12 protein-coding genes are annotated in these 12,873 nt (G+C 64.7%); all 12 read left to right on the top strand.

Translation table 11 applies throughout. The features are described 5' to 3' along the window. Positions 1-192 precede the first annotated feature (192 nt). The 12 genes from GPK94_RS01310 (at position 193) to GPK94_RS01255 (ending at position 12,823) form a co-directional block, all read left to right on the top strand. Positions 193-1,248, top strand: coding sequence for a D-alanine--D-alanine ligase (locus GPK94_RS01310; RefSeq protein ID WP_215654038.1), 1,056 nt, complete (start codon positions 193-195; stop codon positions 1,246-1,248). A gap of 35 nt (positions 1,249-1,283) precedes the next feature. Further along, entirely contained in the window at positions 1,284-2,678 is a 1,395-nt protein-coding gene (gene murF, locus GPK94_RS01305) for a UDP-N-acetylmuramoyl-tripeptide--D-alanyl-D-alanine ligase (protein WP_215654035.1), read from the top strand. Between the two features lie 62 nt (positions 2,679-2,740). Next, complete coding sequence (locus GPK94_RS01300; protein ID WP_215654033.1) at positions 2,741-4,654, top strand: ABC-F family ATP-binding cassette domain-containing protein; 1,914 nt, start codon at positions 2,741-2,743, stop codon at positions 4,652-4,654. Then, on the top strand, positions 4,651-5,427 hold the full coding sequence (locus GPK94_RS01295; protein ID WP_346727966.1) for a YdcF family protein: 777 nt from the start codon (positions 4,651-4,653) through the stop codon (positions 5,425-5,427). The genes GPK94_RS01300 and GPK94_RS01295 overlap by 4 nt, the downstream gene beginning before the upstream one ends. A 27-nt stretch (positions 5,428-5,454) precedes the next feature. Continuing rightward, positions 5,455-6,519, top strand: coding sequence for a peptide chain release factor 1 (gene prfA, locus GPK94_RS01290; RefSeq protein ID WP_101692904.1), 1,065 nt, complete (start codon positions 5,455-5,457; stop codon positions 6,517-6,519). Between the two features lie 77 nt (positions 6,520-6,596). Next, positions 6,597-6,866, top strand: coding sequence for a hypothetical protein (locus GPK94_RS01285; RefSeq protein ID WP_101692905.1), 270 nt, complete (start codon positions 6,597-6,599; stop codon positions 6,864-6,866). A gap of 25 nt (positions 6,867-6,891) precedes the next feature. Beyond that, a complete protein-coding gene (locus tag GPK94_RS01280) occupies positions 6,892-7,905 on the top strand; it encodes an L-threonylcarbamoyladenylate synthase (RefSeq protein WP_215654031.1) in 1,014 nt (337 codons plus the stop codon). A 20-nt stretch (positions 7,906-7,925) separates the two neighbouring features. Beyond that, entirely contained in the window at positions 7,926-8,666 is a 741-nt protein-coding gene (locus GPK94_RS01275; protein WP_215654028.1) for a hypothetical protein, read from the top strand. Next, positions 8,663-9,286 carry a dephospho-CoA kinase gene (gene coaE, locus GPK94_RS01270; RefSeq protein ID WP_215654027.1) on the top strand — a complete coding sequence of 208 codons (624 nt, stop codon included), beginning with the start codon at positions 8,663-8,665 and terminating at the stop codon, positions 9,284-9,286. Before GPK94_RS01275 ends, coaE begins: the two co-directional genes overlap by 4 nt. A gap of 103 nt (positions 9,287-9,389) precedes the next feature. Continuing rightward, complete coding sequence (locus GPK94_RS01265) at positions 9,390-10,799, top strand: aminopeptidase (protein WP_215654024.1); 1,410 nt, start codon at positions 9,390-9,392, stop codon at positions 10,797-10,799. Positions 10,800-11,102: 303 nt separating this feature from the next. Next, complete coding sequence (locus GPK94_RS01260; protein ID WP_186963673.1) at positions 11,103-11,798, top strand: ATP-dependent Clp protease proteolytic subunit; 696 nt, start codon at positions 11,103-11,105, stop codon at positions 11,796-11,798. Between the two features lie 176 nt (positions 11,799-11,974). After that, positions 11,975-12,823 carry an undecaprenyl-diphosphate phosphatase gene (locus tag GPK94_RS01255; protein ID WP_252192476.1) on the top strand — a complete coding sequence of 283 codons (849 nt, stop codon included), beginning with the start codon at positions 11,975-11,977 and terminating at the stop codon, positions 12,821-12,823. Positions 12,824-12,873: the final 50 nt, after the last annotated feature.

The raw sequence follows: 12,873 nt of genomic DNA, 5'->3' as shown, positions 1-12,873 counted from the left end.
GAAGGGCATGGCTCCACCGGACAGGGTCTTTTTTTCTGCCCGGAGCCGGGGAAACCGGGGGAAATCGCCCGAACAACCGGGAGAGAGGCGCGATTTTGCATTGAGTATCCGGTGCGGGTATGTTATAATATCCCATGTATGCATATACTGAAACAAACGCGTAAGTCTGGAACAATGTCTAGAGGTGTATCTATGAATATAGTAGTGTTGGCGGGCGGACTGAGTCCGGAACGCAACGTGTCCTTCGCGTCGGGCGCCATGGTGGCGCAGGCTCTGCAGCGGAAAGGGCACCAGGTAGCCATGGTGGACCTGTATCTGGGACTGGAGGACTACGGGCATCCGCTCGCGGATCTGTTCCGGCTTCCGCCCCCGCTGCCCGATCTGAGCATCAAGGAGGAGGAGCCCGATCTGGAGGCGGTGAAGGCCGCGCGCAAGCTCCAGAGCGGGAGCATTTTCGGCCAGGGCGTGCTGGCGGCCTGCCAGATGGCCGACGTGGTGTTCAACGCCCTCCACGGCGAGAGCGGCGAGGACGGGCGCATCCAGGCTGCGTTCGACATGCTGGGCATCGCCTATACCGGCTCGGGCTATCTGGGCAGCGCCATCGCCATGGATAAGAACTACACCAAGCAGCTGGCGGCGGCCGAGGGCATCCTCACCCCCCAGTGGCGCACCGTCAAGCTCACCGACCGGGAGATCGAAGAGGTGGAGCGCAGCGAGCCCCTGCCCTGCGTGGTGAAGATCCACAACGGCGGCTCGTCGGTGGGCGTGTTCATCTGCCGCACCGGGGAGGAGCTCCACAGGGCCTTGCGGGAGTGCCGCCGCCTGGGCCGCCAGGTGCTGGTGGAGCAGTTCGTGGAGGGCCGGGATTTCTTCTGCGGCGTGCTGGACGGCGAGAGCCTGCCCCCCATCGAGGTCATCCCCAAGACGGGCTTTTACGACTATAAGAACAAGTATGTGGCCGGGGCCTCTCTGGAGGTCTGTCCCGCCCAGGTGGACGGGAAGGCGGAGGCCCAGATGCGCTCGGCCGCCCGGCGGATCCATGAGCTGCTGGGTCTCACGGCCTATTCCCGCAGCGACTTTGTGCTGGACAAGGACAACCGGCCCTGGTTCCTGGAGGTCAACACCCTGCCCGGTATGACGGACACCAGCCTCCTGCCCCAGGAGGCCGCGGCGGTGGGTGTGGACTACGACACCCTGTGCCAGAAGATCGTGGACGCCTCGCTGGAGGCCCGGAAAGAACAGAAATAAAAACGCGGGACCCAAGGTCCCCAGGAGGAGATTCGATGGAAGCCATCACCATACGCGAGATCATGGAGGTCGTGGGCGGGCACATGCTGGGCGAGTTTCACGACCTGGACCGGGAGATCACCCGGGTCGAGACCGACAGCCGGACCATCCATGAGGGGTCCCTCTTCGTGCCCCTGTCCGGCGAGCGCTTTGACGGTCACGCCTACATCAACGCCGCGCTGGAGGGGGGAGCCGCAGGCTGCTTCACCCAGCGGGAGCGGGAGAGCTATCTGCCCGGCAAGTTCTACATCAAGGTGGCCAACACCGGCCGGGCCCTGCGGGACCTTGCCAAGCACTATAAGAGCAAGTTCCACATCCCCTTTGTGGCCCTGACCGGCTCGGTGGGCAAGACCACCACCAAGGACATGGTGGCCGCCGTGCTGGGGGAGAAGTTCAAGGTCCTCAAGACCGAGGGCAACCTGAACAACGACATCGGCGTGCCCATGACCCTGCTGCGCCTGAACCGGGAGCATGAGATCGCCGTGCTGGAGCTGGGCATGAACCACGCCGGGGAGATCGACTATCTCTCCGACATCGTGGAGCCCGACGTGGCCCTCATCACCAACGTGGGCGACTCCCACATCGAGTTCTTCGGCACCCGGGAGAAGATCCTGGAGGCCAAGAGCGAGATCTTCCACCACGCCAAGAAGGACTGCTTTGTGGTCCTCAACGGCGACGATCCCCTCCTGCGCTCCCTGGAGCCCAAGCTGCCCTTTGAGACGGTCTGGTGCGGCGGGAGCGAGGGCCTGGACTACCGGGCCAGCGACATCGTCAGCGACGGCAAGAGCCACATGACCTGCCGGGTCAAGACCCCCCGGATGGAGGGAACGGTGGAGATCCCCGCCCTGGGCGAGCACATGATCTATCCCACCCTGATGGCCATGGCGGTGGGCGAGCACTTCGGCCTCACCGAGAAGGAGATCGTGGACGGCGTGCTCCACTTCGCGCCCACCAAGATGCGCATGAACATCATCCACCGGGCCGACGACATCACCATCCTCAACGACACCTACAACGCCAATCCCCAGTCCATGCGCGCGGCGGTGGAGGTCCTCTCCAACACCAAGGCCGAGCACAAGGTGGCCGTGCTGGGCGACATGTTCGAGCTGGGCCCCCTGGCCCCCGTGCTCCACGCCGGCGTGGGCGAGTACCTGGGCAAGGTGGGGATCGACTGCCTGGTGGCGGTGGGTGAGCTGGCCAAGCACATCTACGACGCGGCCAAGCTGAGCCCCCTGGAGGAGGTCTACTACTGCCCCGATAAGGAGAGCGCCCACAGCGTGCTGGACCAGGTGATCCGGCCCCATACCACCGTCCTGGTCAAGGCCTCCCGCGGTATGGCCTTCGAGGACCTGGTGGAGTACCTCAAGAGCAAGACAAAAGAGGCTGAGTAAATTCGGAGCCGCGGACTCCCCAAGGGGGCCCGCGGCCTTTTCCGCAACATAGGAGTACAACAATGATCGATATATCCGTATCCGGCCTCGTCAAGGAGTTCGAGGTCGGCACACGCATTCTGGACGGCCTGACCTTCCAGATCGACCAGGGAGAACGGGTGGGCCTGCTGGGCAAAAACGGCGCGGGCAAGACCACCTTTCTGAAGATCCTCACCGGGGAGCTGGACTATGACGAGGGAGAAGTGGTGGTGGCCCCGGGCAAGACCATGGGCCTCATCTCCCAGATCCCCGTCTACCCGGCGGAGTATACGGTGGACGATGTGCTGCGCACCGCCTTTGAGCGGCTCCACCGCATGGAGCGGGAGATGGCCGAGCTCACCGAGCGCATGGCCCACGACTCCGACCCCGCCATCCTGAGCCGCTATGACAAGCTGACCGCCGCCTTTGAGGCGGGGGGCGGCTACGACACCGAGACCGAGCTCAATAAGGTCTGCAACGGCCTGCTCATCTCCCAGGAGATGCGCCGGCAGCTCTTCTCCTCCCTCTCCGGCGGGGAAAAGACCCGGGTGAACCTGGGCCGGCTCATTCTGGAGGATACCGACATCCTCCTGCTGGACGAGCCCACCAACCACCTGGACCTGCGGGCCACCGAGTGGCTGGAGGAATATCTGGACCGCTTCAAGGGGACCGTGCTGGCCATCTCCCATGACCGCTGGTTCCTGGACCGGGTGGTCAAGCGGGTCATCGAGATCCAGGAGGGCAAGGCCGAGTTCTACGCGGGCAATTACAGCTTTTACGCCGAGGAGAAGGAGCGCCGCTACGAGGAGAAGCTCAAGCAGTACGAGAAGGAGCAGGCCAAGATCGAGCAGCTCCAGACCGCGGCGGACAAGCTCCACCTGTGGGCCTTCATGGGCAACGACAAGCTGCACAAGCGGGCCTTCTCCATGGAAAAGCGGATCGAGCGCCTGCGCAAGACCGACAAGCCCAAGAAAGAGCGCAAGCTGGACATGCGCTTCGGCGAGCGGGACTTTCAGGGGGACGAGGTGCTCCTCATCAAGGGCCTGGAGAAGGGCTTTGAGGGGCGCACCCTCTTCCACGACGTGGACCTCCTCATCGAGGGCGGGGAGCGCATCGCCCTGCTGGGGGACAACGGCACCGGCAAGTCCACCTTCCTCAAGCTCATCATGGGGGAGGAGCTCCCCGACGGGGGCAAGATCCGCCGGGGCCCCACGGTGAAGATCGGGTATCTCCCCCAGATCATCCACTTCGACCATCCCGAGCGCAACCTGGTGGACACCATGCTCTACGCCCAGAACTGCACCACCCAGACCGCCCGCAACCGGCTGGCCTCCTTCAACTTCCGGGGGGAGGACGTGTTCAAGCCGGTCTCCGCCCTCTCGGGCGGGGAGCAGAGCCGGCTGCGGCTGTGCATGCTCATGGACGAGAACATCAACCTGCTCATCCTGGACGAGCCCACCAACCATCTGGACATCGCCTCCCGGGAGTGGATCGAGGAGGCGGTCACCGACTACGAGGGGACGCTGCTCTTTGTCTCCCACGACCGCTATTTCATCAACCAGTTTGCAAGCCGCATCTGGATGATCGAGGACGGACAGGTCACCGATTTCCGGGGGACCTTTGAGGAATTCCGGGCCTTTCAGGAGCGGCGCAAGCAGCTGGAGCTCTCCGCCAAGGCCGCCCCGGCCAAGGGGCCCAAGGAGGAGAGCAAGCCCAAGCCCCCCAAGCGCAGCGGCGGCACCAAGATGCTGGAGAAGCAGGTGAGCGCCGCCGAGCGGGCGGTGGCCAAGGCCGAGGAGGCTCTGGAGGCCCTCAACGGCCAGATGGAGGAGGCCGCCACCGACTATGTGCGCCTGCAGGAGCTGTGCGCGGAGAAGGAGCGCATGGAGGGGGAGCTTGCCGCCCTCTATGAGCAGTGGGAAGAGCTCTCAGCCGCCCTGGAGGAGGCTCAGGGGTGAGCCGGGAGCGGTTCCCCCGCCGGGGGATCGGCCCCGTGGTCCCGGCGCTCTGCCTCTTCCTGGCGGCGGGCCTCACGCACCACTTCGCCTCGGGGGCCTACCGGTTTGTGGGACTGGTCCTTCTGGCCTTCGCGGTCCTGGCGCTCCTGTGGGGGCTGGGGTCCTATGGCTCCCCGGCCTGGAAGCGGGCCCTGCGGGGGAGCGCCATTGTGCTGGCCATCGCGGGGGCCATGTGCTTTGCGGTGCTGGAGGGCCTGGTGCTGGCCGGGGACCGGACGGAGATCCAGGAGGAGCCCCAGGTGATGGTCATTCTGGGCGCCCAGGTAAAGCCCTGGGGGCCCTCCGTCCTCCTGAAGGACCGGCTGGATACGGCCCTGGACTACTGGCGGGAGCACCCGGAGCTGCCCCTGGTGGTCTCGGGCGGACAGGGGAGCGACGAGCCCATGTCCGAGGCCCAGTGCATGTATGACTATCTCACCGAACAGGGGGGCCCGGGGGAGCAGATCTGGATGGAGGAGAACTCCCGCAATACCGTCCAGAACTTCCGGGAGACCGCCCGGCTCCTGGAGGAGCGGGGCATGGAGCCGGAGGAGACCCACATCCTGGTGGTGTCCAACGGCTTTCATCTGACCCGGGCCAGGATGCTGGCCGACCGGAACGGGTTTGCCCATGTCTCCACCCTGGCGGCCCCCAGCAGCGATCTGCCCGCCCGGGTGAACAGCTACGTGCGGGAGGCCCCCGCCCTGCTCAAATCCTGGCTGCTGGACCGCTGACCGGAAACCAACGAAAAAGGAGTGCCTATGAACGATAAATTGGAGGCGCTGGACCTGCGCTATCAGGTGCTGGAGGCCCAGCTCAACGCCCCGGAGACTTACAACGACCCCGCGCTGGTGACCAAGCTCAACCGGGAACAGCGGGAGCTGGAGCCGGTGGTCACGGCCTACCGGAACCTGAACCGCCGCAAGAGCGACCTGGCCGACGCCGAGGAGCTGATGGGCGACCCGGAGATGGCCGAGATGGCCAAAGAGGAATTTGCCCAGGCCAAGAAGGACATCGAGGCCCTGGAGCAGGAGCTCAAGATCCTCCTGCTCCCCAAGGACCCCAACGATGGCAAGAACGTCATCGTGGAGATCCGGGCCGGCGTGGGCGGGGAGGAGGCGGCCCTCTTTGCCCACTCCCTCCACCGGATGTACTCCATGTACGCCGAGGCCCGGGGCTGGAAGGTGGACCTGGTAAACCTGAGCGAGACCGAGCTGGGGGGCGTCAAGGAGCTCTCCATGGTCATCGAGGGGGAGGGGGTCTACTCCCGGCTGAAGTTTGAGAGCGGCGTCCACCGGGTGCAGCGGGTCCCCGAGACCGAGAGCGGCGGACGCATCCACACCTCCACCGCCACCGTGGCCGTCCTCCCCGAGATGGAGGAGGTGGACGTGCAGATCAATCCCGCCGACATCGAGATGCAGGTCTTCCGCTCCTCGGGCGCGGGCGGCCAGCACGTGAACAAGACCTCCTCCGCCGTGCGCCTCATCCACAAGCCCACCGGCACGGTGGTGGAGTGCCAGCAGGAGCGCAGCCAGTTCCAGAACCGGGACAAGGCCATGCGCATTCTGGCCTCCAAGCTCTACGAGGCCGAGCAGGAGCGCCTGAGCAGCGAGTTCGAGAGCCAGCGCCGCAGCCAGGTGGGCTCGGGCATGCGCAACGAGCGCATCCGCACCTACAACTTCCCCCAGGGGCGGGTGACCGACCACCGCATCGGCCTGACCCTCTATAAGATCGACGCCGTGATGGACGGCGATCTGGACGAGCTCATCGACGCGCTGGTGACCGCCGACCAGGCCGAGCGTCTGAAGAGCGGGGAAGAGGCGTAAAGTTTAATTGATTTACAGTGTGGGCGGAGGAGCCGCGGGCCGTCCGCCCCCATACGAGCACAGAAAAGAGGAACAGTATGGAACTTCGCATCCACTATACCGCCCTCCCCCAGGGCATGGAGGAGGACCGGTTCAAGCTGGAGCTGGCCCAGGTCCTGGACGAGGAAGGCTGGCTCACCGGCTCTGGCACAAGCGATTCCGGGTTTTGGCTGGAGCTGGAGCTGGAGGACGAGCGGGCCAACCCCAAGTACGGCATCCTGGCCGTCAAGCACTACCTCCAGCGCAGCGGCTTTGCCCGGGATACCGCCATTGAGCTCTCCGGCATGCCGGTTGGAATCTACGAGTAACGAGCAGAAATCAGGTGTACAAACTGTGAAGACAAAACGCTTTACATCTCAGCAGACCCAAGAGGCGGCCCGCATTCTGGCCGAGGGCGGGCTTCTGGGCATCCCCACGGAGACCGTGTACGGTCTGGGCGCCAACGGTCTGGACGCCGACGCGGTGTCCCGCATCTTTGCGGCCAAGGGACGGCCCCAGGACAACCCCTTGATCCTGCACATCCCCACGGCGGACTGGCTGGAGCGGTACTGCACCGACATCCCGGACACCGCCTATGCGCTGGCCGGGCGCTTCTGGCCGGGCCCGCTGACCATGATCCTGCGGCGCAAGCCCATGGTGCCCGACGTGGTGACGGCGGGACTGGACACGGTGGGGATGCGCTGTCCCTCCCATCCGGTGTGCCGGGCCATCCTCACCGCCGCGGACCTGCCGGTGGCGGCCCCCTCGGGGAACACCTCCGGCCGGCCCAGCCCCACCAACATGGCGGACATGCTGGAGGACATGGACGGGAAGATCGACGGCATCGTGGACGGGGGCCCCTGCTCCGTGGGGGTGGAGTCCACCATCGTGGACCTGACGGTACAGCCGCCCCGTCTCCTGCGGCCTGGCGGTGTGACGCTGGAGGAACTGCGGGAGGTGCTGGGCGAGGTGGCGGTGGACGAGGCCGTCACCCGGCTCCTGAGCGCGGGGGAGAAGCCCCGGGCCCCCGGCATGAAGTACCGGCACTACGCCCCCAAGGCCCCGGTGACCGTGGTCCAGGGTGAGGCGGCCGAGAGCGCCCGCTACATCCGCCGCCACATCGGCGACCAGGACGGGGTCATCTGCTTTGCGGAGTTCACCCATCTCTTCGAGGGACACCCGGTGGAGTCCATCGGCCCCAAGGCCGACCAGGCCGAGCAGGCCCGGCGGGTCTTCGACGCTCTGCGGGCCTTTGACGGCACGGAGGTGGAGCAGATCTGGGCCCAGGGACCGGAGCCCTCCGGCATCGGTCTGGCGGTGTCCAACCGGCTGAACAAGGCGGCCGGCTTCCACATCGTGGAGGTCTGAGCAGACGGGGAGGGAGCGGCATGGCGATTTTGCTGGTCTATGCGGCCGTGGTGCTGCTGTTTGTGCTGGACCGGATGAAAAAGATCGAGCTGGGGCATCCGGTGTGGGTGTTCCTCACCGGGGCAGGCTATTTCTGTTCCACGCTCTGGACGGCGGCCCTCACGCTGCTGGCCCTGGTGCAGACGGTGGAGGGGGCCGGAATTTCATCCCTGCTGGCGTGGGGGCAGGCGGCCCTGTCCGCCCTGCCGGGGACCCTTCTGGGGCTCTACGTGGTGGGAAAGGCCAATTTCTTCCCCCTGGCCCGGGTCCCGGAGGCCACGCGGGTTCAGCGTGCCGTGCGGATTCTGGATGACGGCCTGGCGCTGGGCATCCCGCTCCAGGTGCTGCTCATCGGCGGCTATGGGTACGCGGCGGTCTCCCTCCACGGGGCCTTTCAGGGGCCGGTGTGGATGCTGCCCTTTTACCCTCTGGTGCTGGCGGCCCTCTGGCCCATGCTGCACCTGGTCTTTCACGTGGCCCTGGTGGCCATCGTTCTGGACCCCCTGATCCTTCTGGCCGCCTTTCTCATCGGCGTGCTGTGGACCGTGCAGGAGATCTTCCTCCTCCACGGTCTGGTCCGGGGGTGTATTTTGCAAAAAAAGCGCCCCGGCGCGCTGGCCCTCTATATCCTGCTGGGCCTGGTGCCGGCGGTCAATCTGATCCTGGCCATCCGCCTGCGCCTTGCGCTGCGGGCGGGGGCGCGGGAGGAGGTATCCATATGAAGCGCATCGGCATCACCGGCCCCACCGGGGCGGGCAAGACCACGGCGCTGCACGCCCTCACCTCCCTGGGGGCGGCGGTCATCGACGCGGACGCCATGTACCACGATCTGCTCTCCTCCGACCAGGGGCTGAAAGAGGCCCTGACCGGACGGTTCGGCACGGGCATCCTGGACGAGGGGGGACAGATCGCCCGCAAGCGGCTGGGGGAGATCGTCTTTAGCGATCATCAGGCCCTGGAGGATCTGAACGCCATCACCCACCGCTTCATTCTGGAAGAGCTGGAACGGCGGACCGAGGCGGCCCGGCGAGAGGGCCGGGAAGCGGTGGCGGTGGACGCCATCCGACTCATCGAGAGCGGGATCGGTGCCTCCTGCGACGCGGTGGTGGGCATTCTGGCTCCGTCCGAGCTGCGCATCCGCCGTATCATGGCCCGGGAGGGGATCGGCGAGGTGTACGCCCGGAAGCGGGTGGAGTCCCAGCCGGGCGACGATTTTTACCGGGCGCACTGCTCTCATATCTTGGAAAACGGCCCGGAGGATACGCCCGAGACCTTCCAGCGCCGGGCCCTGGCTCTGTTTCAGTCCCTGCTGGGAGGGGAAAAAGAAATTCCCAGTTCATGACTGGAAAAAAAGATTCACTTGTGGTAGGATAGACAAGGACGCATTGAGGCGCGCCTCTTTGCTCCGGCGCGTCTGCCATTGTGATATAAGGAGGATCTTTCCTATGGAAGACAAGAAAAAGAGTGTGGGTGAGCTGCGCCGCGAAGCGCTCTGCTACGCCCCCAAGAATGGTTACGATCGTATTTCCGCCGATGAAGAGGCGGCCATGCGTGCTTACTGCGAGGAGTATAAGAAGTTCCTGGACGCCGGCAAGACCGAGCGGGAGTGTGTGGACGAGGCCATCCGTCAGGCCGAGGCCCGGGGCTTCAAGCCCTTTGTCCGGGGCATGGAGCTCAAGGCGGGCGACAAGGTCTACCGCTCCAACCGGGGCAAGGCCCTGATGCTGGCGGTGATCGGCAATCGCTCCCTGGCCGATGGCGTGAACATCGGCGCAGCCCATATCGACTCTCCCCGCCTGGACCTGAAGCCCAATCCTCTCTATGAGGACGGCGAGATGGCCTTCTTCAAGACCCACTACTACGGCGGCATCCGCAAGTACCAGTGGGTGACCATCCCCCTGGAGCTCCACGGCGTGATCGCCCTGAAGAACGGCACCGTTCTCAAGGTGGCCATCGGCACCGGCGCCGGCGATCCCCTCTTCACCGTGGACGATCTGCTGCCCCACCTGGGCGCGGAGCAGTCCAAGAAGCCTCTGGGCGAGGCCATCCCCGCCGAGAGCCTGAACATCCTGGTGGGCAGCCGTCCCTTCAAGGACGACGAGGGCGCCGACCGGGTCAAGCTGGCCATCCTGGACATCCTGAACCAGAAGTACGGCATCGTGGAGGAGGACTTCATCTCCGCCGAGCTGGAGGCCGTCCCCGCCTTCCGTGCCAGCGACATCGGCTTTGACCGCTCCCTCATCGGCGCCTACGGCCACGATGACCGGGTGTGCGCCTATGCGGAGTTTGCCGCCATACTGGAGCTGGGCGTGCCCGAGCGCACCGCCGTGTGCATCCTGGCCGACAAGGAGGAGATCGGCTCCGAGGGCGTGTCCGGCATGCAGTCCGCCACCTTCGACACCTTTATGTCCGACCTGTGCGACACCCAGAAGGTGCCCCTGAAGGCCTGCTACGAGAAGTCCTTCTGCCTCTCCGCCGACGTGACCGCGGCCTACGACCCCAATTTCCCCGAGGTCTATGAGAAGCGCAACAGCGCCCGCATCAACTACGGTATGGGCCTGTCCAAGTACACCGGAGCCCGGGGCAAGTCCGGCTCCTCCGACGCGGCCGCCGAGGTGGTGGCCTATGTCCGCCGCACCCTGGACGAGGCCGGCGTGCTCTGGCAGATGGCCGAGCTGGGCAAGGTGGACGCGGGCGGCGGCGGCACCGTGGCCTGCTTCATGGCCAACCGCGACATCGACACCATCGATGCCGGTGTGCCCGTGCTCTCCATGCACTCTCCCTTTGAGACGGTCTCCAAGCTGGACTGCTACATGACCTACAAGGGCATGAAGGCGGTCTACGAGGCCAAGTAAGATCGCTTCTCAAAAACGCAGAGCGTTTTTTCGAGGGGATGCAGTCCGCTGCGCGCACTCGCTAGCGCTCGCACACTTGCGGCCTGAGCAGAGTGTTTTCCGACGTGCATGCCGCCGGAAAACACGATTTGATCCTCTTCCGCCGTCTGCGGACGGCGGAACTCTGCGAGGCGCTTGCATCGAAAACGCAGAATACACGCGATCGAGAATGTAAGGAGCCCCGGACGTTTGTCCGGGGCTCCTTTTTGGATAGCGGGCAAAAAATCGGGCAACCTATCCTCAAACCAAGAGGGGGGAACCGACATGGAGCAAAACAAATCCGAGCAGATGGAAGAGGGGCGGGCCCAGATCGAGGAGCTGGGCTCCTCTGTGATCCGCACCCGGCGGGGCGCCATCCATACCCTGACCATTGTGGGCCAGATCGAGGGACACCAGGTCCTGGACCCGTCCACCAAGACCACCAAATACGAGCATGTGCTGCCGCTGCTGGCCGCGGTGGAGGAGAGCGACGACATCGACGGCCTTCTGGTCCTCCTCAACACCGTGGGCGGGGACATCGAGGCGGGGCTGGCCATCGCGGAGCTCATCTCCGGGATGAAGAAGCCCACGGTATCCCTGGTGCTGGGAGGAGGGCACTCCATCGGCGTACCGCTGGCGGTGTCCGCGCAGACCTCCTTCATCGCGCCCTCGGCCGCCATGACCATCCATCCGGTGCGCATGTCGGGAACGGTCATCGGCGTGTCCCAGACCTTCCACTATTTCAGCCGCATCCAGGAGCGGATTCTGGACTTTGTCACCCGCCACAGCAGGATCCAGCGGGATACCTTTACCGAGCTGATGCTCCAGACCGGGGAGCTGGCCGCCGACGTGGGCAGCGTGGTCCACGGGGAAGAGGCGGTGGCCATTGGACTCATCGACCATGTGGGCGGCCTCTCCGACGCGCTGGAGTGCCTGCACCAGATGATGGACCGCAGAGAGAGCGAGCGGACAAGAGGATAAAACAGAGAGGAATGGAGTTTGCTCCATTCCTTTTTTGTTGACATAACGGCAAGAAAAAACGTGGAAATCTGCGGGAAAGTATGGTATCATATTCCTGTATGTCATGCATACCGTCTGCACGCCGCCGCGCAGAGAGGATCGAGAAGGGGCGGTGAAGGAGAATGGAGGGATCCGGGTTGAATCTGATACAATCCATACTGATGGGCGTGATCCAGGGCATTGCGGAATTTCTTCCCATTTCCAGCTCTGGCCACCTGGTGCTGTTTGAGACCTTTTTCGGGATGAAAGAGACCGAATCCATGCTCTTTTCGGTGCTCCTTCATCTGGGAACACTGATCTCGGTTTGTATCTACTACCGCAAGGACGTGTGGGAGATGCTGCGGGCCTTCGGCGCGTGGGTGACTGCCCTGGTCAAGCGGGACCCTAAGGGGATGGGACGTCCCACACCGGCCGGGCGCATGATCATCCTGCTGGTGACGGCCACCCTGCCGCTCGTTGTCCTCCTGCCCATCCACAAGTGGCTGGAGCGGACCTTCTCCCACAATATCTCGGTCTCCATCGCCATGCTCCTGACCGGATTCCTGCTCTTCTTCTCGGATCGGCGGGCCAAGGGACACAAGAACGCCAAGAGTGCCACGCTGGTGGATGCCCTTCTGGTGGGCGCGGCCCAGGCCGTGGGCACCATACCCGGGATCTCCCGTTCCGGTATCACCATCTCCACCGGGCTCTTCCGGGGCTTTGACCGGAAGTTCGCGGTGCGCTTCTCCTTCCTGATGAGCCTGCCCGCCGTACTGGGGGCCAACCTGCTCAAGATCGGGGAGGCGGCCGCTGAGGGAGTGGACCCCGCCCTCATCCCCGGATACATCGCCGGCGTCATCGTGGCGGCAGTGGTGGGCTATTTCGCCATCCGGCTGGTGAACCTCCTCTCGGACAAGGGACGCTTCGGCATGTTCGCCTATTACTGCTGGGTCGTGGGCCTGGGCTCTCTCATCGCCGGGATCATTGTGCCCTTCTTCGGCAAGTAATAAAACTTTACAACCATTGAAACTCTAGGGAATGAGGCATGGTGACCATG

Source organism: Pseudoflavonifractor sp. MCC625 (genome assembly GCF_018784545.1).
Taxonomy (GTDB): Bacteria; Bacillota; Clostridia; order Oscillospirales; family Oscillospiraceae; genus Pseudoflavonifractor_A; species Pseudoflavonifractor_A gallinarum.
The sequence above is the reverse complement of the archived record's forward strand: the minus strand, read 5'-3'. Positions and strand labels throughout refer to the sequence as shown.